Origin of the sequence: Serratia sp. CY44782 (genome assembly GCF_052168715.1) — a bacterium.
GTDB lineage: Bacteria > Pseudomonadota > Gammaproteobacteria > Enterobacterales > Enterobacteriaceae > Serratia > Serratia nevei.
In genome coordinates, this window is record NZ_JBJNME010000001.1 from 586,901 (window position 1) to 610,153 (window position 23,253).

A 23,253-nucleotide genomic window follows, 5' to 3' on the forward strand; every position below is an offset into this window, starting at 1 on the left:
GCCTTTTTCCCCGTTGTTCCGTCAATGACATCGCCAATTTTTTGGCATGCTGACCGCCATTCTTTACCCTCTCTACACAGGAACGGCGTTTCGTGGCTGAAGACAGCGATCTGGAAAAAAGCGAGGCCCCCACGCCCCACAGGCTGGAGAAGGCGCGTGAAGACGGCCAGATCCCGCGTTCCCGCGAACTGACCTCGGTACTGATGCTGCTCTCGGGCCTCGCGATCATCCTGATGTCCGGCAGCAACATGGCGCAACAGCTGGCGGCGATGCTCACGCAGGGTTTGAACTTCGACCATGGCATGGTCAGCAACGATAAACAGATGCTGCGCCAGCTGGGCATGTTGCTGCGCCAAGCGGTGCTGGCGTTGTTGCCTATCATGGCGGGGCTGGTGCTGGTGGCGCTCGCCGCGCCGATGCTGTTGGGGGGCATTCTGTTCAGCGGCAAGTCGATCAAATTCGATTTGAAGCGCCTGAACCCGTTGTCCGGGCTGAAGCGTATCTTTTCTACCCAGGTGCTGGCAGAGCTGCTGAAAGGGATCCTGAAAGCGACGCTGGTCGGCTGGGTGACCGGCCTTTATCTGTGGCACAACTGGGCGGCGATGCTGCATCTGATGACCCAGCAGCCGCTCGACGCGTTGGGTAATGCGCTGCAGATGATCCTGTTCTGCGGTTTTCTGGTGGTGTTGGGATTGACGCCGATGGTGGCGTTCGACGTGTTCTATCAGCTGTGGAGCCACTTTAAAAAGCTGAAGATGACCAAGCAGGATATTCGCGACGAATTCAAAGACCAGGAAGGGGACCCGCACGTCAAGGGACGCATTCGCCAGCAGCAGCGGGCGATCGCCCGGCGCCGCATGATGGCCGATGTGCCCAAGGCGGACGTGATCGTCACCAACCCGACGCACTACGCCGTTGCGTTGCAGTACAACGACAAAAAAATGAGCGCGCCGAAAGTGCTGGCCAAGGGGGCCGGCGAAATCGCCTTGCGCATTCGCGAGCTCGGTGCGGAGCACCGCATCCCGATGCTGGAAGCGCCGCCGCTGGCGCGTGCGCTGTATCGACACAGCGAGATTGGACAACATATTCCGGCCACCCTGTATGCCGCGGTCGCCGAAGTGCTGGCCTGGGTGTACCAACTGCGCCGCTGGCGGCGCGAGGGCGGCCTGATCCCGAAAAAACCTGAACGTTTACCGGTGCCGGAAGCACTGGATTTTGCAAGAGAGAGTGACTCTGATGGCTAATTTGGCCTCCCTGCTTCGTTTGCCGGGCAATTTTAAAGATACGCAGTGGCAGGTGTTGGCCGGCCCGGTGTTGATCCTGCTGATCCTGTCGATGATGGTGCTGCCGTTGCCGGCGTTTATCCTCGACCTGCTGTTTACCTTCAACATCGCGCTGTCGATCATGGTGCTGCTGGTGGCAATGTTCACCCAGCGCACGCTCGAATTCGCCGCCTTCCCGACCATTCTGCTGTTCTCCACGCTGCTGCGTTTGTCGCTTAACGTCGCGTCCACGCGCATCATCTTGCTGGAAGGGCACACCGGTTCCGCCGCCGCCGGCCGCGTGGTGGAGGCCTTCGGCCATTTCCTGGTGGGGGGCAACTTCGCCATCGGTATCGTGGTGTTCATCATCCTGGTGTTGATCAACTTCATGGTCATCACCAAGGGGGCCGGGCGTATCGCCGAAGTGGGCGCGCGCTTTGTTCTGGATGGCATGCCGGGTAAACAGATGGCGATCGACGCCGATCTGAACGCCGGGTTGATCGGCGAGGACGAAGCGAAGAAACGCCGTGCCGAAGTCACCCAGGAGGCCGATTTCTACGGCTCAATGGACGGCGCCAGTAAATTCGTGCGTGGCGACGCCATCGCCGGCCTGATGATCATGGTGCTGAACGTCGTCGGCGGCCTGTTGGTCGGCGTGGTGCAACACGGCATGGAGCTGGGGGCGGCGGCGGAAAGTTATACGCTGCTGACCATCGGCGACGGCCTGGTGGCGCAGATCCCGGCGTTGGTGATCTCCACCGCGGCCGGCGTTATCGTCACCCGCGTCGCGACCGATCAGGACGTCGGCGAGCAGATGGTGGGCCAGCTGTTCAACAATCCGCGCGTGATGCTGCTGAGCGCCGGGGTACTGGGGCTGTTGGGCCTGGTGCCGGGCATGCCGAACCTGGTGTTCCTGCTGTTTACCGCCGCTTTGCTGGGTCTGGCCTGGTGGTTGCGCGGCCGTGAACAACAGGCACCGAAAGCGGTGGAGGCGCCGGTGATGCCGGAAAACCCGCAGGCCGCCGAAGCCAGCTGGGCCGACGTGCAGTTGGAGGATCCGCTGGGGATGGAGGTGGGTTACCGGCTGATTCCGATGGTCGATTTTCAACAAAACGGTGAACTGCTGGGGCGTATCCGCGGTATTCGCAAGAAGTTCGCGCAGGACATGGGCTATCTGCCGCCGGTGGTACACATTCGCGACAACCTGGAACTGCCGCCAGCCAGCTATCGCATCCTGATGAAAGGCGTCGAGATCGGCAGCGGTGAAGCGCAGCCGGGCCGCTGGCTGGCGATCAACCCCGGCAATGCCGTGGGCGAGCTGGCGGGAGACAAAACCGTCGATCCGGCCTTTGGGCTCGAGGCGGTATGGATTGACAGCGCCTTGCGCGAACAGGCACAGATCCAGGGCTTTACCGTGGTAGAGGCCAGCACCGTGGTGGCGACGCACCTCAATCACCTGATCGGCCAGTTCGCCAGCGAGCTGTTTGGCCGCCAGGAAACCCAACAGTTGCTGGATCGCGTGTCGCAGGAGATGCCGAAACTGACCGAAGACTTCGTGCCGGGCGTGGTATCACTGACCACGCTGCACAAGGTGCTGCAAAACCTGCTGGCCGAGCGTGTTTCTATCCGCGATATGCGCACCATCGTCGAAACGCTGGCGGAGCATGCCCCGGCGCAAAGCGATCCTTATGAATTGACCACCGTGGTGCGGGTAGCGCTGGGCAGGGCGATCACGCAGCAGTGGTTCCCGGGCAACGGCGAGATTCAGGTCATCGGTTTGGATACCCAACTGGAGCGCCTGTTGTTGCAGGCGTTGCAGGGCGGTGGCGGTCTGGAGCCGGGCTTGGCCGATCGCCTGCTGGATCAGGCGCGCCAGGCGCTGCAGCGGCAAGAGATGCTCAGCGCGCCGCCGGTGCTGCTGGTCAACCATGCGCTGCGGGCCCTGCTGGCGCGCTTCCTGCGCCGCAGCCTGCCGCAGATCGTGGTGTTGTCCAACCTCGAAATCAACGACGATCGCCAGATTCGCATGACGTCGACCATTGGAGCAGCCTGATGAAACGTTGTCTGTTCGTGTTGTGTTTGCTGGCGCCGTTAACCGCCAGTGCGGTGTCCGGTTCCTGGGTGGCTGAAGGGGCGGGCGTGACGTTGGAACAGGGCGGCATGCGCGATGAGTCCGCCGGTTTGCGGCCGCCGAACGCGTTGCCGGATGCCAATGCGCGCATCACCAGCGTCAGCTGGCGCTACCGTTTACTGGGGCCGGAGCCGGCCGGGCTGCAGGCCCAGCTGTGTACGGTGAACCGCTGCATTCCGCTCGGCGGCGGTAGCGGCAGCAGCAACGGTCTGCAGGGGGAACCGGCCAATGCGGAATTGCGCTTTGTCTATTACGTGCAGTCACAAGGCGGGTTGAACCCGCCGCTGCGGGTGATTGGCAATCAGGTCATCGTCAATTATCAGTAGGATCAGGCCAGAATTTGCAGGCCGTTGCGTTCTACCAGTGACAGCAGCTTCATTGCGGCGGAGTTCGGTTGCGCTTCGCCGCGCTCCCATTTCTGTACCGCCTTTTTACTGACGTTGAGATACAGCGCAAACACCGGCTGACTGACGTTTTCCCGTTCGCGCAGCGCGCGGATCTCGGCCGGCCGGAACTGTTTCACCGGCCGCAGACACAGCATGTCGAAGGTGCGCATGGTCACGTCGTCGACGAAACCGGCGCGGTGCAGGCCCTGAACTTCCTGGTGGATCGATTTCAGCATCTTGCTCATAGTTGTAACCTTATTAATTCCCCGCAGTTGACCAGCTGATACAGTCTGAATGGTGAATAATCCAGATACAGCGCCGCCAAATGCCGCCAGGAAATTAACTCATCCTGATTGATGTTGTCTCTTTCGTTTTTGGCAAAGCCATACATGAAAAAGATCCTTCCTTCATCTGCCGTTGCGATTAATACCCGATACCCGCGCCGTTTTCCACCCCCTCATCCGGGCGATGCGTTTTTTGTAAACGTAACCACCGAGATTGGCGTCGTACAACTGATTTTGCATCTCTCGCGCCGCTTTCACTATCGTGGCGTCACTGATGCGTTCGTCGCCGGCAAATGTCTGGAAGGCTTTTGTGAGATAAATGTCGGTCATTCACTCTCCGTGTGAAAATATACCCTTAGTGGGTATAGATCAAGATGTTTAACGACCGAGCTAACATGACGAAATAGGGAGTGATGGGGAACAGGCAAATATCCGTTCTGCGCAGCCTGGCGCATAACGTTAACGGAATTCAGAAAGCGATAAGAAGAAAATGCGAGAGGGCGCGCATAGCCGGGTAAACCCGCGCCCGGCGGTGCGCACACCGGGCGAAATCAGGGGGGTTAGACGCCGATTTTTCTGCCGAGCAGGCTGCCGGCGTGCGACTGGCCATCCGGGCCATACAACGATTTGTTGTTCTTGCTGAGGATCGCCAGCGCCTGAGCGTTATGGTCGATCTGCTGGTTGAGCAGCAGGCCATTGTGCTGATTCTTCTCGCGCAGCGTTTGGCTCAGCAGCTGAACGCGTTGCCAGCGATCGGCCAAAGGCGCATGGCTGGCGTAGGGCGCGCGTTGCCCGCAGGCTTTTTCCTGCCCCAGACGCTGTTGCTCGAGGTAGGCGACCGTGGCCAGCAGTTGGCTTTTGGCATCGGTTACGCGCTGCAACGCCACGCCGGGCAACTGGCCGGAACACAGCAAGTTGTGCTCTTCCTCCAGCACGCCATTGAGCGCCTGCAGCGTTTCCAACAGTTTATCCAGCAGTTGTGCCAGGTTTTCCATAGTGATGACTTATCCTTTACCGCTACTCGCCGCCGAGCTGTCAGTCGCGCCCGGCGATCCATTGAATGTCGCTCTGCGCGTCTTGCAGCAGCGCGTCGGCGATTTTGCCGGCGTCCATCTTCAGTTCGCCGTTGCGGATCGCCTGCTTGATGGCCTCGACCCGGCCCATATCGATATCCTGGGTGCCCGGCTGCATCAGGCGCGCCTGCGCCTCGCTCAGTTTGACCTGAGTGCCGCTGACGGCAGTTTCGGCCACGGCGGCCTTACGCGGTTGGAGCGGGTTGTCGGCCGGGGTTTCACGCGGTTGCACAGTGGAAACCGGCTGTAACCGCTGGGTGCGATCGATACTCATGGTCCATCTCCGTTTACGCCGTGACCGCTCGCGGGTAACGACGCTGCAATGAAAGTTTTGCGGCCCTGCTGGCCAATAAAATGCTGCTTGATTTGTCTTATCGGCAAGGTTTGCGGAACCTTTACTTTTTTATAACGTAATGCGAATCGCGCCGTCGTCCCCGACTACGCCGCTGACTATCTGCCCGGACGCCATGCGTACGCGCACGCTGTCTTCGGCGGCGGCGTTATTCATCGCCTTGCCCGCACCGCTGATGTTGAATCCATCACCCTGCGCGGTGACCTGCACCGGTTGTCCGGCTTTGATAATCCAAGCTCGACGCAGCATGGCCAGGGTCAGCGGTTGGCCGGGGCTGATATTACGCAGGCTGACTGCGCCTAACGCTTTGCCCGCTTCGGTCAGCGCGCGCGGCGGCAGGGTATCGAGCCGGCCTTCCTTCAACGCCAGATCCGCCGCGGTCAGGCGGCTGCCGGCGCTGATGCCGCGCGCCGAAACCAGATAGCGGCCGAACACCTGCACCTGAGTCTGGATAAAACGCCGCTCCTGGCCACAGCGCGCCGAAATGCTGACGTTGCCGCCGATCCGCGCGCTGGGCGGTAGCGACAGCTGCGGCAGTTCACAGGCGGGCCATTGATTCGGCGGCGTGCGCACCCGCACTTTCACCTGCACCGGTTCACCGCTGAATTTGCCTTGGATGAAGCTTTCGATTTGCGTCGCCAGATCATCGGCGCGCGCGTTCAGACTGCACAGCAGGCCGATAAGCAGCAGCATTTTACCTTTCATCGTCATCTTCTCAAGCTTCATCGGGATACGCGTAAGTGTACCCGCAGCGCGCGCAGGCTAAGCAGATAAATAGCGCCCCATTTTGCGTCTATTCCCGCGATAGGGTGGCGCGGGGGGCGTTTATCCTGTCGACTCCAAATTCTAACCTCGCGGAGGGAGCATGCTCGACAAACTGGACGCGGCTCTGCGCTTTGGCCAAGAGGCGCTGAACTTGCGCGCCCAGCGGCAGGAAATTCTGGCCGCCAATATCGCCAACGCAGACACACCGGGTTATCAGGCGCGGGATATCGATTTCGCCAGCCAATTGAACAAAGTGCTGGAACAAGGGCGCGTCAACGGCAACGGCATGTCGCTGAACCTGACGGCGGCGCGCCACATCCCGGCGCAGACCCTGCAGCCGCCGCAGCTCGATCTGTTGTACCGGGTACCGGACCAGCCGTCGATGGACGGCAATACGGTAGACATGGATCGCGAACGCACCAACTTTGCCGATAACAGCCTGAAATATCAGACCGACCTGACGCTGCTCAATGGGCAGATCAAAGGGATGATGTCCGTGCTGCAACAAGGATAAGGCGCATGTCTTTACTGAACATTTTTGATATCTCCGGCTCGGCGTTATCGGCGCAATCCCAGCGCATGAACGTCAGCGCCAGCAACATGGCCAACGCCGACAGCGTGACCGGCCCGGACGGCGAGCCTTACCGCGCCAAGCAGGTAGTGTTCCAGGTCGCGGCGGCGCCTGGGCAGCCGACCGGCGGCGTGCGCGTCGCCCAGGTGGTGGACGATCCGGCGCCCGAGCGTCTGGTGTACCAGCCGGGCAACCCGTTGGCGGATGCCAAGGGCTACGTGCGCATGCCGAATGTCGATGTAGTAGGGGAAATGGTCAACACCATCTCCGCCTCCCGCAGCTACCAGGCCAACGTCGAGGTGCTCAACACCACCAAGTCAATGATGATGAAAACCCTGACGCTGGGTCAGTAACCGGAGGTTCCTATGGCTATCGCCGCAACCACTAACGAGTCGTTGGACAACACCGTCATCGGTAACAACAGCAAGACCACCAACAGCCAGGATTTGCACAACAGCTTCCTGACGTTGCTGGTGGCGCAGTTGAAAAACCAGGATCCGACCAACCCGATGCAGAACAACGAACTGACTTCGCAGCTGGCGCAGATCAACACCGTGCAGGGCATCGAAAAGCTCAACACCACGCTGGGCTCGATCTCCGGGCAGATCAACAGCAATCAATCGCTGCAAGCCACTGCGCTGATCGGCCACGGTGTGATGGTACCCGGCAACAACATTCTGGTTGGCAGCAAGGACGGCAAGGTCAGCACCACGCCGTTCGGCGTGGAACTGGAGCGCGCCGCCGATCAGGTGACCGCCACCATCACCAACGCCAGCGGGCAGGTGGTGCGTACTATCGAAATCGGCGGCCTGACCGCCGGCGTACACGCCTTCACCTGGGACGGTTCGCTGGACGACGGCACCACCGCGCCTGACGGCGCCTACAAAGTGGCCGTCAACGCCAAAGGCAACGGCGAGCAGTTGGTGGCGCGCAGCCTGCACTTCGGGCTGGTGAACGGCGTGATCCGCGACGGCAACGGCGCGAAGTTGGATCTCGGCCTGGCGGGCAACGCCACCCTGGAAGACGTGCGACAGATCTTATAACCCTAAGCATCAGGCTCAATCGGACGATAGCCTGACCACTATTCGGAGAATAACATGGCCTTTTCTCAGGCAGTCAGCGGCTTGAACGCGGCAGCAACCAACCTGGACGTGATCGGTAACAACATCGCCAACTCCGCGACCGCGGGCTTCAAATCCGGCAGCGTGTCCTTCGCCGACATGTTCGCCGGTTCGCAGGTGGGGCTGGGCGTTAAAGTGTCCGGCATCACCCAGAACTTCAAGGGCGGCACCACCACTGGCACCAGCCGTGCGCTGGATGTGGCCATCAACGGCAACGGCTTCTTCCGCATGCAGGATAAAGATGGCGGCATCTTCTACACCCGCAACGGTCAGTTCAAGCTGGACGAAAACCGCAATCTGACCAACATGCAGGGTCTGCAGCTGACCGGTTATCCGGCTGCTGGTTCCCCGCCGACCATCCAGCAGGGTGCCAACCCGGTGCCGCTGAGCATTCCTGAAGGCATGATGAACGCCAAGGCGTCCACTTCCGGCGAGATGGTGGCCAACCTGAAGTCGACCCATAAAGTGCCGGAGAACAAGACTTTCGATCCGACCAAACAGGACAGCTACAACTACGTCAACACCATCACCGCCTACGACTCGCTGGGCAACGCGCACAACATCAACGCTTACTTCGTGAAGACGGAAGACAACAAGTGGCAGGTCTACACTCAGGATGGCAGCGCGGCCCCGGTCGATGCCGGCACCATGGAGTTCAGCACCAGCGGCAACCTGATCAAAACCACCAGCACCAACGGCGCGCCGGGTGAGTTCAGCATGGTGATCCCGATGACGGCCAAAGACGGCGCACCGGCGCAAACCTTCACCCTGAGCTTCGCCGGCAGCATGCAGCAGAACGTGGGCAGCGACTCGGTGAGCAAGGTAGCGCAGGACGGCTATGCCGCCGGTGAATACACCAATTTCCAGATCAACAACGACGGCACCGTCGTGGGCATCTACTCCAACCAGCAGACCCAGGTACTGGGCCAGATCGTCATGGCCAACTTCTCCAACCCGGAAGGGCTGGCGTCGCAGGGCGATAACGTTTGGCAGGAAACCGGCGCGTCCGGTCAGCCGCGCGTCGGTCTGTCGGGCGGCGGCGGCTTCGGTAAGCTGACCAGCGGCGCGCTGGAGTCTTCCAACGTCGATCTGAGTCAGGAGCTGGTGAACATGATCGTTGCGCAGCGTAACTACCAGTCCAACGCCCAGACCATCAAGACGCAGGACTCCATCCTGCAGACGCTGGTTAGCCTGCGCTAATAGGGCCGAGTTATGGATCACGCGATTTATACCGCGATGGGCGCGGCGCGCCAAACGCTGGAACAGCAGTCCATCACCGCCAACAATCTGGCCAATGCGTCGACGCCGGGCTTTCGCGCCCAGCTCGCCGCATTGCGCGCCGTGCCGGTCGACGGGCCGAGCATGGCGACACGCACGTTGGTGACCGCGTCGACGCCGGGCGCCGACATGAGCCAGGGAGCGCTGAACTATACGGCGCGCCCGTTGGACGTGGCGCTGCAGCAGGACGGCTTCCTGGCGGTGAGCCTGCCGGGTGGCGGTGAAGCCTATACCCGCAACGGCAACATTCAGATTTCCTCTACCGGGCAGTTGACGGTGCAGGGATTGCCGGTGATGGGCGACGGCGGCCCGATCGAGGTGCCGCCGTCGGCGGAGATCACCATCGCGGCCGACGGCACCATTTCGGCGCTGAACGCCGGCGATCCGCCAAACACTATCGCGCAGATCGGCCGCCTGAAGCTGGTGAAAGCCGATGCGCGTGAGGTGATGCGCGGTGACGACGGGCTGTTCCGCCTGACGCCGGAAACTCAACAGCAACGCGGCAATCAGTTGCAAAACGATCCGCAGGTGCGGGTGATGCCGGGCGTGCTGGAGGGCAGCAACGTCAAGCCGATGGAGACCATGGTCGACATGATCGCCAACGCCCGCCGCTTTGAAATGCAAATGAAGGTCATCCACAGCGTGGATGAAAACGAACAGCGTGCCAACTCACTGCTCTCGGTGAGCTAAGCAGCAAGGAAATAACCGATGATTCCATCCTTATGGATTGCCAAAACCGGTCTGGATGCGCAGCAGACCAATATGGACGTGATCGCCAACAACCTGGCGAACGTCAGCACCAACGGCTTCAAGCGCCAGCGCGCGGTATTTGAAGATCTGCTGTACCAGACCATGCGTCAGCCGGGGGCGCAGTCCTCCGAACAGACCACGCTGCCTTCCGGCCTGCAGATCGGCACTGGCGTGCGTCCGGTGGCGACCGAGCGCCTGCACAGCCAGGGCAACCTGTCGCAGACCAACAACAGTAAAGACGTTGCCATCAAGGGGCAGGGTTTCTTCCAGGTGATGCTGCCGGACGGCACCCAGGCCTATACCCGTGACGGGTCGTTCCAAATCGATCAGAACGGTCAGCTGGTGACCTCCAGCGGTTTCCAGGTGCAGCCGGCGATCACCATTCCGGCTAACGCGCTGTCCATCACCGTCGGCCGCGACGGCATCGTCAGCGTCACCCAGCAGGGGCAAACCGCCGCCCAGCAGGTAGGCCAACTGACGCTGACCACTTTCGTCAACGACAGCGGTCTGGAGAGCGTGGGCGAGAACCTGTATCAGGAAACCGAAAGCTCGGGCGCGCCGAACGAGAGCACCCCGGGGCTGAACGGCGCCGGCTTGCTGTATCAGGGCTACGTGGAAACCTCCAACGTCAACGTGGCGGAAGAGCTGGTCAACATGATCCAGACTCAGCGCGCGTACGAGATCAACAGCAAAGCGGTATCGACCTCCGATCAGATGCTGCAAAAGCTGACGCAACTGTAATCTGTCATTGACGGGCGCGGCATGCCGCGCCCGTCATTCTCATTCGTGAAACAAAGGCGATACCCGTGGTAACCACATATTCGATGGCAATCCTGCCGCGGCAGGGACAACGCTGGCTGGCGGGAATGGTGATGCTGACGCTGAGCGGCTGCGCCTATATCCCGCACAAACCGCTGGTGGACGGCGCGACCACGGCGCAGCCCGCGCCGGCCAGCGCGCCGATGCCGAACGGCTCGATCTTCCAGACGGTGCAGCCGATGAACTACGGCTATCAGCCGCTGTTCGAAGACCGCCGTCCGCGCAATGTCGGCGACACCCTGACCATCGTGCTGCAGGAGAACGTCAGCGCCAGCAAAAGCTCCTCCGCCAACGCCAGCCGCAACGGCGCCAGCAAGTTCGGCGTCGCCACCTCACCGCGTTATCTCGATGGCCTGCTGGGCAATGCGCGCGCCGATATGGACATTTCCGGCGACAGCACCTTCGGCGGCAAGGGCGGCGCCAACGCCAACAACACCTTCAACGGCACCATTACGGTGACGGTCAACCAGGTACTGGCCAACGGCAACCTGCACGTGGTGGGGGAAAAGCAGATCGCCATCAACCAAGGCACCGAATTCATCCGTTTCTCCGGCGTCGTTAACCCGCGCACCATCAGCGGCAACAACTCGGTCACTTCGACCCAGGTGGCGGATGCGCGTATCGAATACGTCGGCAATGGCTATATCAACGAAGCGCAGACCATGGGCTGGCTGCAGCGCTTCTTCCTAAATGTTTCACCGTTCTAAGGATTGACTGATGCTGAAAAAATGGTTTATCGCGCTGTGCGTCGGGCTGGTGTGCTTGCCGGCGGCGGCGGAGCGCATCCGCGATCTGGTGACGGTGCAGGGCGTGCGAGACAACGCCCTGATCGGCTACGGGCTGGTGGTGGGGCTGGACGGCTCCGGCGACCAGACCATGCAGACGCCGTTTACCACCCAAAGCCTGAGCAACATGCTGTCGCAGCTGGGCATCACCGTGCCGCCGGGCACCAACATGCAGCTGAAAAACGTGGCGGCGGTGATGGTGACCGCCAAACTGCCGCCGTTCTCGCGCGCTGGGCAGAACATCGACGTGGTGGTTTCTTCGATGGGCAACGCCAAAAGCCTGCGTGGCGGCACCCTGCTGATGACGCCGCTCAAAGGCGTGGATAACCAGGTTTATGCGCTGGCGCAGGGCAACGTGCTGGTCGGCGGCGCGGGCGCGGCGGCCGGCGGCAGCAGCGTGCAGGTCAACCAGCTGGCGGGCGGGCGCATCAGCAACGGCGCCACCATCGAGCGCGAGCTGCCGACCACCTTCGGCAGCGGCGGCGTTCTCAACCTGCAGCTGAACGACGAAGATTTCACGCTGGCACAGCAGATCAGCGACGCCATCAACCGCCAACGCGGCGGCGGCACCGCGACGCCGCTCGACGCCCGCACGATTCAGGTGCTGGTGCCGCAGGGTAACAGCTCTCAGGTGCGTTTCCTGGCGGAGATTCAAAACATCACCGTCAACGTCGGGGCGATGGACGCCAAAGTGATCATCAACTCGCGCACCGGTTCGGTGGTGATGAACCGCGATGTGATCCTCGATTCTTGCGCCGTCGCCCAGGGCAACCTGTCGGTGGTGGTCGATCGGCAGAATACCGTCAGCCAACCGACGACGCCGTTCGGCGGCGGCCAGACGGTGGTGACGCCAAACACCCAGATCTCGGTGCAACAGCAGGGCGGGTCGCTGCAGAAGGTGAACGCCAGCGCCAACCTGAACAATGTGATACGCGCGCTGAATGCGCTGGGTGCTACGCCGATCGATCTGATGTCGATCCTGCAGGCGATGCAGAGCGCCGGCTGCCTGCGCGCCAAGCTGGAAATTATCTGATGGCCGGCGATCTGATGGCGATGTCGGGCGCGGCCTATGACGCCCAGGCGCTGAATGGCCTCAAACGCGATGCGGCGGCCGACCCGCAGGGTAACCTCAAGCAGGTGGCTCAGCAGGTAGAAGGCATGTTCGTGCAGATGATGCTGAAAAGCATGCGTTCCGCCTTGCCGCAGGACGGGGTATTGAGCAGCGATCAAACGCGGCTCTATACCTCGATGTACGACCAGCAAATCGCCCAGCAGATGTCGCAAAAAGGGCTGGGGCTGGCCGACATGATGGTCAAGCAGATGAGCAACGCCAATACGGTGCCGAGCGAAACGGCGGGCCTGTCGCCGATGGCGCTGGACAACGAGGTGCTGCAAACGCTGCCGAACCAGGCGCTGGAGCAGATGGTGCGCCGCGCGATGCCGAAAGCCCCGCCGGCCGCCGCGCCGCTGTCGCTCAACAACGGCAACTTTGTCGCCCGCCTGTCGATACCGGCGAAGGTCGCCAGCCAGCAGAGCGGCATTCCGCATCAGCTGATTGTCGCGCAGGCGGCGCTGGAGTCCGGCTGGGGGCAGCGCGAGATCCCGACCTCAGACGGTACGCCGAGCTACAACCTGTTCGGCATCAAGGCCGGTGGCAGCTGGAACGGGCCGGTGACGGAGATCACCACCACCGAGTTCGAACAGGGCGCGGCGAAGAAGGTGAAGGCGAAGTTCCGCGTCTACGGCTCGTACGTCGAAGCGATCGCCGATTACGTCAAGCTGCTGACCAACAACCCGCGCTACGCCGACGTGGCCGCCGCGCGCAGCCCGGAGCAGGCGGCGCATGCGTTGCAACGTGCCGGATACGCTACCGACCCGCAGTACGCCAGCAAACTGGTCAGCGTGATTCAGCAGATGAAGAACGCGGGGGAACAGGCGGTCAAAGCTTACACCCACGATCTGAAAGATTTGTTCTAAATCCCCGTCATGCTTGACGCCGCAGCGGCGTTGACTGCACAAGTTCGCCCCGGTCACTTGGCTTATCCAAGCTCCCGGGGACGCCCTTGCTGCGACGCCAATTATTGAGGGGATAGGCGGTAATGAAGGCTAGCTGGATGCTGACCGCATTGCCGCTTTTTTTCCTCAAGTTCTTCTCATTTTTGCCGATAACCGAGACAGGCTGAGCGAACAGGCTCAGCAGCTCAATTAGAACCCTGTGGGCCACCGGCGCCGCAGTATAAGGAATTCCGATGTCCAATAGCTTAATCAATACCGCGATGAGCGGGCTGAATGCGGCTCAGGTGGCGCTCAGTACCGTCAGCAACAACATCTCCAACTACAACGTGGCGGGCTATAACCGCCAGACCGCGATCCTGGCGCAGAACGGCGGCATGGCCACCATGAGCGGCTTTATCGGCAACGGCGTGACCGTCACCAGCGTCAACCGCGAGTACAACCAGTTCATCACCAACCAGCTGCGTGGCGCACAGAGCTCGTTCGGGGCGCAAAACGCCTATTACGAGAAGATTTCGCAGATCGACAACCTGTTGGCGAGCAAAACCAACCCACTGTCGACCAACATGCAGGATTTCTTCACCAACCTGCAGAACCTGGTGAGCAACGCCGGTGATGATGCCGCGCGCCAGACGGTGTTGGGCAAGGCCAACGGCCTGGTGAACCAGTTCAACAACACCGACAAATTCCTGCGCGATATGGACAACGGTGTCAACCAGCAGATCAGCGATACGGCGCAGCAGATCAACAGCTACGGCCAACAGATCGCCAAGCTGAACGACGAAATCACCCGTTTGCGCGGCAGCGCCGGCGGCGAACCGAATGCGTTGCTGGATCAGCGCGATCAGCTGGTCACCGAGCTGAACCAGCTGGTGGGCGTGCAGGTCACGCAGCAGGACGGCGACGCTTATACCGTCTCCTTCGCCAACGGTTTGACCCTGGTGCAAGGCAGCAACACCTATCAGGTGGAGGCGATGCCTTCCAGTAGCGATCCTTCCCGCCTGACCATCGGTTATAACCGCGGCAATGGCGCCAGCGAAGTGCCGGAAGGCCAGATCACCAGCGGCACGCTGAGCGGCGTGCTGAAATTCCGCAGCGAGACGCTGGACGGCGTGCGCAATCAGCTCGGCCAGTTAGCGCTGGCGATGGCGGACAGCTTTAACCAGCAGCATCGTGCCGGTTTCGACCTGAACGGCGACGCAGGCGGCGACTTCTTCAGTTTCAGCCGCGGCCGGGTGGTGGATAACACTCGCAACACCGGCGACGCGTCGCTGTCGGTCGCTTACACCGATACCGGCAAGGTGAAGGCCAACGATTATCGCGTCGAGTTCGACGGCAGCGACTGGCAGGTCAGCCGTCTGCCGGACAACGTGAAAGTCAACGCCACGCCAGGCACCAGCGCCGACGGCAAACCGACGCTGAACTTCGATGGTCTGGAAGTGAGCATCGACGGCAATGCGAAGGCTAAAGACAGCTTCACCGTGAAGCCGGTCAGCGATGTGGCGGGCAATCTGAAGGTGGCCATCACCGATTCGTCCAAGATAGCTGCTGCCGGTAAAGATGACAGCGGCCGCGGCGATAACGAAAACGCCAAGAAACTGCTGGATCTGCAGACCAAAAACCTGGTGGACGGCAAGGCGACCCTGAGCGGCGCTTACGCCGGCATCGTCAGCGGCGTCGGTAACCAGACCGCTGCCGCCAAAGCCATCGCCACTTCGCAGGCCAAGATCGTGACGCAGCTGGGCGAACAACAGCAGTCGATGTCCGGCGTCAACCTTGACGAAGAGTACGGTGAGCTGCTGCGTTTCCAGCAGTACTACATGGCCAACGCGCAGGTGATCCAGACCGCCAGCTCGCTGTTCGACGCGCTGCTGAATATTCGTTGATTTCATTGTTAACCGGCGCCGATAACGACGCCGGTCGCTCAGAGTAAGGAACCCACAGCATGCGCATGAGCACCAGCATGATGTACCAACAGAACATGAACGGCATTACGGGCAATCAGTCGCTGTTCATGAAGGCCGCCGAGCAGCTTTCCTCCGGCAAACGGGTGATCAACCCGTCTGACGATCCGCTGGCGGCGTCGCGTGCGGTGATGTTGTCGCAGTCGCAGGCGGAAAACAGCCAGTACACGCTCGCGCGCACTTTCGCTCGCCAAAGCGTGTCGATGGAAGAGACGGTATTGGCCGGCGCAACCTCTACCATCGCCGACATGAAGGCACTGGTCGTCAGCGCCGGTGGCACCGAAAGCGATAACGATCGCCAATCATTGGCTACTCAACTGCAGGGGCTGAAAGATCAGCTGCTGAACCAGGCCAACAGCACCGACGGCAACGGCCGCTATATGTTCGGCGGATATGTGAACGACAAGGCGCCGTTCGTCGATAACGGCGGCACCGTCAGCTATCAGGGCGGCGACAAGACGGTTCAGCAGAAAGTAGATGCTAACCGCACCATGACCATCGGCCATACCGGCAACGCGGTGTTCATGTCGTTGACCAGCAATCCCAAGCCCGAGCCGGACGGCAGTACACCGGTCAGCAACGTGTTTGAGAGCATTGATATCGCGCTGAACGCGTTGAAAACGCCGCTGCAGGATGCCGATGAGGCCACCAAGCAGCAGGTGAATGACGCGCTGGCGAAAGCCAACCGCGGTCTGGACAACTCTTACAACAACGTGCTGAGCGTACGCGCCGAGTTGGGCAGCCAGCTGCAGGAAATGGATCAGCTGGACAGCATCGGTAAAGAGCGCGATATGACCAACCAGGTCCAGATGAGTGCGTTGACGGATGCCGACCTGGCCGAGTCTATCTCGTCTTACTTCATGCAGCAGGCGGCGCTGCAGGCATCTTATAAAACCTTCAGCGATATGCAGGGCATGTCGCTGTTCCAGATGAATCGTTAAGAGCAATACCCCGTTGCCTGACCGCGACGGGTTTCCCTTTAGTGCGCTTAGAAAACCTCCTCTCCGCCCCGCGGGGAGGAAGGCTTCTTGAAACCGGGCGCACTCGTTTGGCGCGTCACTCGTTCTCCCACTACTGACTGAGTGACGCGCCTTTTTTTCATCAGGGAAGAAATAATACGATTGTCACCCCTGTTTAATGCGCAACGGCATTATTGAAATCAGTGGCGGAAAAATCGCGATGGATATTATTTCCCTGACGATAAATAGCGGTGCTATTTCTTTTTCTTCTCTACTTTCCATTTTCCGCCATCGGCCGTCTCGGTAAAAGAAACTCTAAATTTGTTGCTTTTCCAGTGGGTCAAACCGAATAACCGGCGTGCCTTACGGTTGCTTTTCGCTTTAATCATGATCTCGCTCCTGTAGTTAGCAAAGGTCGATGCTGCGCCCTGCAGTCGGCGGGCGTCGGACGCATTTATTCAAGGTGTCAGTCATCTGTCGCGCATTGAGCAATGCGTGACTGCATTATTTTTATTTTTTACTCGGAATAAACGTATTTTATCGCCGTGGAAGATGAAGGTGATGCAGGCGATATTCTTTGTTGCCGGGTCTATTCTAGGTCGGGGTTTTATTTATTCAAGCCGCCGGAGACATTTGAACCTTAATCCGGATAAAAGGCGTTTCTCAGGCTTTTGTCCCAAGAAAGCGTTTTTATTGCCATTTTGTCTCAGGCGAAAACGGGAGAAGGAAGGGGGGCGCAGGGGGTTAGAAGGTCATGCCGCCGATCACCGCCGCCAGCCGGTCGAAGATTTCGCCGAACAGGTGCTCACAGAACGGCGCCAGCATCGGCATCATCATGCCCAGCGTCATGATGCCGAAGGTCATGGTGACCGGGAAGCCGATCACGAAGACCGACAGCTGCGGCGTCATACGGTTAAGCAAGCCGAGCGCCATGTTCAGCGTCAACAGCAGGCAGATCAGCGGCAGCGCCAGCATCATGCCGTTGATGAAGATCAGCGATCCGACCTGGGTCAGCACCAGGAAGCCGTTGCCGTTCAGCGGCTGCGTTTGGATAGGCAGGGTGTGGAAGCTGTCCGCCAGCAGCGAAATCAGCCACAGATGGCCATCGAAGCTGAGGAACAGCAGCATCGCCAGCAGGTTGAGCAGGCGCGCCAGCACCGGCATGTTTGGGCCGCCGCTGGGATCGAAGAAGGTGGCGAACGACAGGCCCATCTGCATGCCGATCACTTCGCCCGCCAGGCGCACCGCCGCGAAGGCGAACTGCATGGTCAATCCCAGCGCTACGCCGATCAGAATCTGTTGAATCGCCAGCCACAGGCCGGCGGCGGAGAAGATCGGGATATTGCTGGCGGGCAGCGTCGGCGCAATCAGGATGACGATCAGCCCGCCAAGGCCAATTTTGACCTTTTTGCTGATTTGCTTTTCGCTGAATATCGGCGCGGTGCTTATCAGCGCCAGAATGCGCAGCAGCGGCCAAAAATAGTGGCTGAGCCAGACGGTGAGCTGGGCGCTGTCGAAGGTGAGCACGGTTAGCCGATCAGAGTGGGCAGATTGCTGAACAGGGTGCGCATGTAGTCCAGCAGCAGGTTCAACATCCAGGGGCCGGCGATGATGATGGTGGCCACCACCGCCAGAATTTTGGGGATGAACGACAGCGTCATTTCGTTGATCTGGGTGGCAGCCTGCAGCAGGCTGACCACCAGGCCGCTGATCAGCGCCGCCAGCAGCAGCGGCGCGGCCAGCGCCAGCGCCACTTTCATCGCCTCGGTGCCGAGCGCCATAACCGATTCAGGTGTCATCTCGCGTTCTCCGATCGGGGGTTACGAATAGAAGCTCTGCGCCAGCGAGCCGAGCAGCAGCTGCCAGCCATCGACCAGCACGAACAGCATCAGCTTGAACGGCAGCGAGATGGTGGCCGGCGGCACCATCATCATCCCCAGCGCCATCAGCACGCTGGCGACCACCAGGTCGATAATCAGGAACGGAATGAACACCGTAAAGCCGATCTGGAAGGCGGTTTTCAGTTCGCTGGTGACGTAGGCGGGCAGCAGGATGCGCATCGGCACCGCTTCCGGGCCGGCGATCGGCGGTTGATTGGCCAGTCTGGCGTACAGCGCCAAATCGGTTTCGCGCGTTTGGCGCAGCATAAATTCGCGCAGCGGCTGTGAGCCTTTATCCAGCGCGACCTCCAGCCCGATCTTGTCCTGGCTGAACGGCAGGTAGGCGTCCTGATAGACCTTGTCGAACACCGGCGACATGATAAAGAAGGTCAGGAACAATGCCAGCCCCAGCATCACCTGGTTCGGCGGCGCCGACGGCGTGCCCAGTGCGTTGCGCAGCAGCCCAAGCACGATGATGATGCGGGTGAAACTGGTCATCATCAGCAGCATGGCAGGCAGGAAGGTCAGCGAGGTCAACAGCACCAGCGTCTGCACCGGCAGCGACCAGCTTTGGCCGCCGTTGGCCAGCGGCTGACTGATCAGCCCCGGCAGTTGAGCCAAAGCCGCCGGGCTGATGAACAGCAGGGCGGCAGGGAGCCAAACCGCCGGACGGCGGACAAGGGTATGAAGAGTCGAGGTCATGCCGATTTTTCCGGGCGTTTCAGAACTTTTTGCATCAGTTGGCGGAAGTCCGCCGGCGCCGCCGCATCGGCCGTGCCCTCGTCTTTCGGCGGGGCGGGCAGGGTGTGCAGCGGAGTGATCTGTTGGGCGGTGACGCCCAATACCAGCAAGGTATCGTCGACTTCCACCACCACCACGCGCTCGCGCTGCCCAACCTGGCAACTGGCGCGCAGGTTGAGCAGCTTGTTGTTGCGCGCCTGCGGGGCGAAGCCCAGCCGGCGAAACAGCCAGCCGGCCAGCAGGATCAGCAGCAGAATGCCGCCGAGCGCGCTGCTGACCTGCATCAGCACCGAGCCGGCCGGCAAAGCCGGCGCGGCGGGTTGTTGGCTGCTTTGGACGGTAACGGGCGCCGCGATGGTCATCAGCGGCTCAGTCGACGCATGCGTTCGGACGGGGTGATGATGTCGGTGATGCGCACGCCGAACTTGTCGGCCACCACCACCACTTCACCTTGTGCGATCAGGTAACCGTTGATCAGGATGTCCAACGGCTCGCCGGCCAGGCCGTCCAGCGCCACCACTGAACCTTGCGACAGGCGCAGCAGCTCTTTGATGGTCATCTTGGTGCGACCCAGCTCCACGGTCAGCTTGACCGGAATATCCAGGATCAGGTCGATATCCTGCAGGCTGCCGAGCGCATCCTGAGCTTCCAGCGACTTGAACACCCCTTCGGTGCTTGCGCCGGATTTCTCGGTCGACTGCTGCTCGTTAAACGCATCAGCCCACAGATCGTCCACGGATTCCTTTCCTTCGCCAGACGGTTGCTTAGGATCACTCATTGGGCTGTTCCTCACTCAGAGCATTCAAAATAGGGTTAATCAAATGTTCAACACGCAGGGCATATTGCCCGTTCAACGTGCCGTATTGGCTGGTCAGAACCGGTACGCCGTCCACATGGGCGATCAGGCGTTCCGGCTTGTCTATTGGTAATACATCGCCCGGCTGCAGCTTCAGGACTTTCGACAGCCGCATCGGGATATCGACGAAGTTGGCGATCAGCTCCAGTTCGGAGTGCTGCACCTGTTTCACCAGCGTTTCGCGCCAGTGGCTGTCTTCCTGCCGCGAGTTTTCCAGCGGCGGGTTGGTCAACAGCTCGCGCAGCGGTTCGATCATCGCGAATGGAATGCAGATGTTGAACTCGCCGGTCAGCGCGCCGATCTCCACCTGGAACGGCGTGGTGACCACGATGTCGTTCGGCGAGGTGGTGATGTTGGTGAACTTCACCTGCATTTCGGCGCGCACGTACTCTACGTCGATCTTGTAGATGGCGCTCCAGGCGTCCCCGTAGGCGTCCAGCGCCAGGCGCAGCATGCGCTTGATCACCCGCTGTTCGGTCGGGGTGAATTCACGGCCTTCGACCTTGGTCGGGAAGCGGCCGTCGCCGCCGAACAGGTTATCGACGGCGATGAACACCAGGCTCGGCGCGAACACGAACAGGGCGGTGCCGCGCAGCGGGTTCAGATGCACCAGGTTCAGGTTGGTCGGCACCGGCAGGTTGCGGGCGAACTCGTGATACGGCTGGATTTTGATCGGGCCGACGGTAATGTCCGGGCTGCGGCGCAGCAGGTTGAACAACCCCATGCGGAACTGCCGGGCAAAACGTTCGTTGATGATTTCCAGCGCGTGCAGACGCTCGCGCACCACGCGGCGCTGGGTGTTCGGATCGTAAGGCTTGACCTCGCTCTCTTTGCCGACTATCGCTTCGGGTTCATCGCCCGCGCTGTCGCCGTTGAGCAAGGCGTCGATCTCTGCCTGTGAAAGAATGCTATCGCCCATAGTGATTACCGCAGTATGAAGGCGGTGAACAGCACGTCGCTGACCACCTGCTTCGGTTGTCCCTTAACCAGCGGCGGGCTGAGCACGTCCTTAATCTGCGCCACCAACTGTTGCTTCCCTTGTTCATTGGCCAGCTGACTCGCTTCCTGGCGGGAGAGCAGCATCAGCAGACGGCTGCGCACTTCCGGCAGAAAATCGTTCAGCTGGCGGCGGGTACTTTCGTCCGGCAGACGCAGCGTGAGGCCGATGTACAGCACGCGATCCGGGTTGTTGTCCGGCGTCACCAGGTTGACGGTAAAGGTGTCGAGCGGCATGAACACCGGCGCGGCCGGCGGTTGCTGTTTGGCGGCTGCCGGTTCGGCGCCGTTTTTATGCTGTTGCAGCAGCCACCAGCTGTAGCCCGCGGCGCCACAGGCGACGACGCTGATCAAGACCAGCAGGATGACCAGAAGGGGGCGTTTCGGTGCTGCCGGAAGGGAGTTCTGAGACATAGCGAAATCTAATTCCTGTTGTTCCACCCGCGGCCGGCGAGGCGGCGGGCATGGCGCGCGGCAAAGCCGCACGCATGACATGTAAAGGTATTATCGCGTCTATTGCGGCGTGCAATAGCCTGAATAGACGCGCAAATGGGTGCCAGCTTGGGCGTTTGCGACGGCTCAGGCGAAAATATCGACGCCGTTGACCGCGCTGGCCATGCGCTGCAGCGTTACCGGTGCGCTGACGCCTTCAGCGGCTGCGCCGTCACCGCCGTGATGTTCAGCATAGCTGGAACGACCCTGGCCGTTGGAAGCCTGCTGCTGCGCCTGTTGCTGCCATTGTGGGGTGGACTCGCCGCCCACGCTGCTCTGCCCCAGGTTGATCCCACTCTCCGCCAGCGCGTGCCGCAGCTGCGGCATCGCCGCTTCCACCGCCGCACGCACCTGACCGTGAGCGGAGGCGATGTGCAGTTGTGCCTGCTGATCGTCCAGTTTCAGCGTGATCTGCAAGGCGCCCAGCTCCTGCGGGTGCAGGCGCAGTTCGGCGCTCTGCTGGCCGTTGCGGTGGAACATCAGCACCTGTTGGTTCAACGCCTGCTGCCACTCCGGGCTGCCCAGCTGCGCGTTGAGCTGCGGCGCAGGCGGTGCGGTCACCAGTGCGCTGGCAGGGGCGGCCGTTTGCGTCGGGCTGGCGGCGGCCAGGGCGACGGCGTGGTTGAGCGTCGGTGGCTGTTGCGCATCGCTCGCCGGCAGCGGCTGTGCGGTACTTGCCCGTTCGCCGTTGGTCGGTTGCGGGAGCGTCGCCTTGGCATTATCGTCGTCGGTGGCCGACGTTTTCGCCCCTGTCAGCGACGGAGCGGGGGATGCCGATGAACGCGCGGCGGTTTTATCACCGGCCGACGCAATGTTCAGCAGGCCATTGCCGGGCTGCAGTGCAGTCGTCTCGTCAGCGCTTTCCACCGGCAGCGAGCGTTGGCCTTCGGTCGGTTGCGCCTGGGCCACGAGCGCGGCCGGCAGCATGGCGTACAGCGCCTGCAGCGTTGCGGCATCCAGCTCTTTGGCGGCGGCGATCGGTGGCTGCGCCGGTTTGTCGCCGGCGGTGGGCGCCTCGCCCTCGGCGCCCTCAGGTGAAAGCGCGTCGGCTGAGGCCGTCTGGCCCGGCAGCAGGCCGCCGCGCTCGCCGAAGGTGGCCAGCAATTGATTGAGCTGGTTGCGGCTTAGGGCCGGGGCGCGTTCTTCGTCCGCGCTCAGCGCGACCGGCGGCTGTTTGCCGTCGGCGGCGGGCGCGAAACGGGCGCCGAGCAGCTGGGCGAAAGCGGACGACAGCTGGCTCTCATCCAGCGCCGACGTCAGTTCGGCCAGGCCGCCGGCGTCGCCGGGTAAGGCCAGGCCGGGCAGGGCGTTCAGATTCATGGGTTGGTATTCCTTTGTGCACTGCGTTGAGCGAACTCATCCATCAGTTTTTGATCCCGTTTGTTCTCTAACTGCTGCTCCGCCGTTATGGCGCGGGTATGCAGGGTTTCGAAAGCGTTCAGCCGCTGTTGTTTGTCTTGCCACTGCTTCACCGCATGATCCACTTTCTGCCCCCACTGCAGCAGCTGCTGGCGGTGCTGGTCGATGGCCTGTTCCAGCGTGCCGATAAACTGCTGGTAGTTTTGCCAGCGTGAGCTGTCCATGCCGTCGCAGAGCGTATGATTCAGCTTCTGGCGGTATTCGTCCTGGTAGTTGAGCAGCATCGACAGCTGTTGCTCTGCCGCCTGCTGCGCCTGCCGTACCTGGCCCAGCTGTTGCGCGGCCTGTTCCACCGCATCCTGCGCCAGATCTCGCAGGGTAATCAGGGGGGATTGTGATTTCATCGCTGTGCGCCT

The 23,253-nt window shown here is 61.2% G+C and carries 30 protein-coding genes; 14 read left to right on the top strand and 16 right to left on the bottom strand.

What is annotated here, in order from left to right; genetic code table 11:
- The first annotated feature begins 92 nt into the window (after positions 1-92).
- Genes flhB through ACJ8HT_RS02855 form a run of 3 tightly spaced genes read left to right on the top strand, consistent with a single transcriptional unit; the run spans position 93 to position 3,719 of the window.
- A complete protein-coding gene (gene flhB / locus ACJ8HT_RS02845) occupies positions 93-1,244 on the top strand; it encodes a flagellar biosynthesis protein FlhB (RefSeq protein ID WP_019452962.1) in 1,152 nt (383 codons plus the stop codon).
- Positions 1,237-3,315, top strand: a complete 2,079-nt coding sequence (gene flhA / locus ACJ8HT_RS02850; RefSeq protein WP_126179689.1) for a flagellar biosynthesis protein FlhA — start codon at positions 1,237-1,239, stop codon at positions 3,313-3,315. The genes flhB and flhA overlap by 8 nt, the downstream gene beginning before the upstream one ends.
- The gene (locus tag ACJ8HT_RS02855; RefSeq protein ID WP_197652614.1) at positions 3,315-3,719 is read left to right on the top strand and encodes a flagellar protein FlhE; all 405 of its coding nucleotides are present in this window, start codon (positions 3,315-3,317) and stop codon (positions 3,717-3,719) included. Before flhA ends, ACJ8HT_RS02855 begins: the two co-directional genes overlap by 1 nt.
- Positions 3,720-3,721: 2 nt before the next feature.
- On the opposite strand, the gene ACJ8HT_RS02860 is transcribed toward ACJ8HT_RS02855, so the two are convergent.
- The 6 genes from ACJ8HT_RS02860 to flgA form a co-directional block, all read right to left on the bottom strand.
- A complete protein-coding gene (locus ACJ8HT_RS02860; RefSeq protein ID WP_194572033.1) occupies positions 3,722-4,024 on the bottom strand; it encodes a helix-turn-helix domain-containing protein in 303 nt (100 codons plus the stop codon).
- On the bottom strand, positions 4,021-4,170 hold the full coding sequence (locus ACJ8HT_RS02865) for a type II toxin-antitoxin system RelE/ParE family toxin (RefSeq protein WP_154725095.1): 150 nt from the start codon (positions 4,168-4,170) through the stop codon (positions 4,021-4,023). The genes ACJ8HT_RS02860 and ACJ8HT_RS02865 overlap by 4 nt, the downstream gene beginning before the upstream one ends.
- Positions 4,171-4,186: 16 nt before the next feature.
- Positions 4,187-4,393, bottom strand: coding sequence for a type II toxin-antitoxin system RelE/ParE family toxin (locus tag ACJ8HT_RS02870; protein ID WP_274611579.1), 207 nt, complete (start codon positions 4,391-4,393; stop codon positions 4,187-4,189).
- Positions 4,394-4,623: 230 nt separating this feature from the next.
- The gene (locus ACJ8HT_RS02875) at positions 4,624-5,058 is read right to left on the bottom strand and encodes a flagella synthesis protein FlgN (protein WP_197652616.1); all 435 of its coding nucleotides are present in this window, start codon (positions 5,056-5,058) and stop codon (positions 4,624-4,626) included.
- 40 nt (positions 5,059-5,098) lie between these two features.
- Positions 5,099-5,410 carry a flagellar biosynthesis anti-sigma factor FlgM gene (gene flgM / locus ACJ8HT_RS02880; protein WP_019452957.1) on the bottom strand — a complete coding sequence of 104 codons (312 nt, stop codon included), beginning with the start codon at positions 5,408-5,410 and terminating at the stop codon, positions 5,099-5,101.
- Positions 5,411-5,539: 129 nt separating this feature from the next.
- Complete coding sequence (flgA, locus tag ACJ8HT_RS02885; RefSeq protein WP_197652618.1) at positions 5,540-6,193, bottom strand: flagellar basal body P-ring formation chaperone FlgA; 654 nt, start codon at positions 6,191-6,193, stop codon at positions 5,540-5,542.
- 160 nt (positions 6,194-6,353) lie between these two features.
- Between flgA and flgB the strand changes: the two genes are divergently transcribed.
- The 11 genes from flgB to flgL all read left to right on the top strand — a co-directional run bounded on the left by flgB (position 6,354) and on the right by flgL (position 16,495).
- Entirely contained in the window at positions 6,354-6,767 is a 414-nt protein-coding gene (flgB, locus tag ACJ8HT_RS02890) for a flagellar basal body rod protein FlgB (protein WP_033634995.1), read from the top strand.
- 5 nt (positions 6,768-6,772) lie between these two features.
- Positions 6,773-7,177 carry a flagellar basal body rod protein FlgC gene (gene flgC / locus ACJ8HT_RS02895; RefSeq protein WP_004934826.1) on the top strand — a complete coding sequence of 135 codons (405 nt, stop codon included), beginning with the start codon at positions 6,773-6,775 and terminating at the stop codon, positions 7,175-7,177.
- A 12-nt stretch (positions 7,178-7,189) separates the two neighbouring features.
- A complete protein-coding gene (gene flgD / locus ACJ8HT_RS02900) occupies positions 7,190-7,867 on the top strand; it encodes a flagellar hook assembly protein FlgD (RefSeq protein WP_019452954.1) in 678 nt (225 codons plus the stop codon).
- A 54-nt stretch (positions 7,868-7,921) separates the two neighbouring features.
- Positions 7,922-9,145: a flagellar hook protein FlgE gene (gene flgE, locus ACJ8HT_RS02905; RefSeq protein ID WP_194572037.1), complete on the top strand. Its 1,224-nt coding sequence runs from the start codon at positions 7,922-7,924 to the stop codon at positions 9,143-9,145.
- Between the two features lie 12 nt (positions 9,146-9,157).
- The gene (locus ACJ8HT_RS02910) at positions 9,158-9,913 is read left to right on the top strand and encodes a flagellar basal body rod protein FlgF (protein WP_141968170.1); all 756 of its coding nucleotides are present in this window, start codon (positions 9,158-9,160) and stop codon (positions 9,911-9,913) included.
- A gap of 18 nt (positions 9,914-9,931) precedes the next feature.
- Positions 9,932-10,714 carry a flagellar basal-body rod protein FlgG gene (flgG, locus tag ACJ8HT_RS02915; protein WP_004934819.1) on the top strand — a complete coding sequence of 261 codons (783 nt, stop codon included), beginning with the start codon at positions 9,932-9,934 and terminating at the stop codon, positions 10,712-10,714.
- Positions 10,715-10,797: 83 nt separating this feature from the next.
- The gene (gene flgH / locus ACJ8HT_RS02920) at positions 10,798-11,499 is read left to right on the top strand and encodes a flagellar basal body L-ring protein FlgH (RefSeq protein WP_004934817.1); all 702 of its coding nucleotides are present in this window, start codon (positions 10,798-10,800) and stop codon (positions 11,497-11,499) included.
- A gap of 10 nt (positions 11,500-11,509) precedes the next feature.
- Complete coding sequence (locus ACJ8HT_RS02925; protein WP_004934816.1) at positions 11,510-12,610, top strand: flagellar basal body P-ring protein FlgI; 1,101 nt, start codon at positions 11,510-11,512, stop codon at positions 12,608-12,610.
- Positions 12,610-13,554, top strand: coding sequence for a flagellar assembly peptidoglycan hydrolase FlgJ (gene flgJ / locus ACJ8HT_RS02930; RefSeq protein WP_049200258.1), 945 nt, complete (start codon positions 12,610-12,612; stop codon positions 13,552-13,554). The genes ACJ8HT_RS02925 and flgJ overlap by 1 nt, the downstream gene beginning before the upstream one ends.
- 272 nt (positions 13,555-13,826) lie before the next feature.
- The gene (gene flgK / locus ACJ8HT_RS02935; protein ID WP_194571650.1) at positions 13,827-15,476 is read left to right on the top strand and encodes a flagellar hook-associated protein FlgK; all 1,650 of its coding nucleotides are present in this window, start codon (positions 13,827-13,829) and stop codon (positions 15,474-15,476) included.
- A gap of 59 nt (positions 15,477-15,535) precedes the next feature.
- The gene (gene flgL, locus ACJ8HT_RS02940; protein ID WP_126179045.1) at positions 15,536-16,495 is read left to right on the top strand and encodes a flagellar hook-associated protein FlgL; all 960 of its coding nucleotides are present in this window, start codon (positions 15,536-15,538) and stop codon (positions 16,493-16,495) included.
- Between the two features lie 272 nt (positions 16,496-16,767).
- On the opposite strand, the gene sra is transcribed toward flgL, so the two are convergent.
- From sra to fliJ, 10 genes are all read right to left on the bottom strand, one after another.
- On the bottom strand, positions 16,768-16,902 hold the full coding sequence (gene sra / locus ACJ8HT_RS02945) for a stationary-phase-induced ribosome-associated protein (protein WP_087763075.1): 135 nt from the start codon (positions 16,900-16,902) through the stop codon (positions 16,768-16,770).
- 355 nt (positions 16,903-17,257) lie between these two features.
- Complete coding sequence (gene fliR / locus ACJ8HT_RS02950) at positions 17,258-18,040, bottom strand: flagellar biosynthetic protein FliR (protein ID WP_033632754.1); 783 nt, start codon at positions 18,038-18,040, stop codon at positions 17,258-17,260.
- A gap of 2 nt (positions 18,041-18,042) precedes the next feature.
- On the bottom strand, positions 18,043-18,312 hold the full coding sequence (fliQ, locus tag ACJ8HT_RS02955) for a flagellar biosynthesis protein FliQ (protein WP_004934803.1): 270 nt from the start codon (positions 18,310-18,312) through the stop codon (positions 18,043-18,045).
- Between the two features lie 21 nt (positions 18,313-18,333).
- On the bottom strand, positions 18,334-19,095 hold the full coding sequence (gene fliP / locus ACJ8HT_RS02960; protein WP_049200252.1) for a flagellar type III secretion system pore protein FliP: 762 nt from the start codon (positions 19,093-19,095) through the stop codon (positions 18,334-18,336).
- The gene (fliO, locus tag ACJ8HT_RS02965; protein WP_194571654.1) at positions 19,092-19,496 is read right to left on the bottom strand and encodes a flagellar biosynthetic protein FliO; all 405 of its coding nucleotides are present in this window, start codon (positions 19,494-19,496) and stop codon (positions 19,092-19,094) included. Before fliO ends, fliP begins: the two co-directional genes overlap by 4 nt.
- A complete protein-coding gene (gene fliN / locus ACJ8HT_RS02970) occupies positions 19,496-19,912 on the bottom strand; it encodes a flagellar motor switch protein FliN (protein ID WP_038876868.1) in 417 nt (138 codons plus the stop codon). Before fliN ends, fliO begins: the two co-directional genes overlap by 1 nt.
- Complete coding sequence (gene fliM, locus ACJ8HT_RS02975) at positions 19,905-20,909, bottom strand: flagellar motor switch protein FliM (RefSeq protein WP_025303254.1); 1,005 nt, start codon at positions 20,907-20,909, stop codon at positions 19,905-19,907. The genes fliN and fliM overlap by 8 nt, the downstream gene beginning before the upstream one ends.
- A gap of 5 nt (positions 20,910-20,914) precedes the next feature.
- The gene (fliL, locus tag ACJ8HT_RS02980; RefSeq protein WP_004934797.1) at positions 20,915-21,400 is read right to left on the bottom strand and encodes a flagellar basal body-associated protein FliL; all 486 of its coding nucleotides are present in this window, start codon (positions 21,398-21,400) and stop codon (positions 20,915-20,917) included.
- A gap of 165 nt (positions 21,401-21,565) precedes the next feature.
- Positions 21,566-22,798, bottom strand: coding sequence for a flagellar hook-length control protein FliK (locus ACJ8HT_RS02985; RefSeq protein ID WP_195873493.1), 1,233 nt, complete (start codon positions 22,796-22,798; stop codon positions 21,566-21,568).
- Positions 22,795-23,241, bottom strand: a complete 447-nt coding sequence (gene fliJ, locus ACJ8HT_RS02990) for a flagellar export protein FliJ (protein WP_049200249.1) — start codon at positions 23,239-23,241, stop codon at positions 22,795-22,797. The genes ACJ8HT_RS02985 and fliJ overlap by 4 nt, the downstream gene beginning before the upstream one ends.
- Positions 23,242-23,253: the final 12 nt, after the last annotated feature.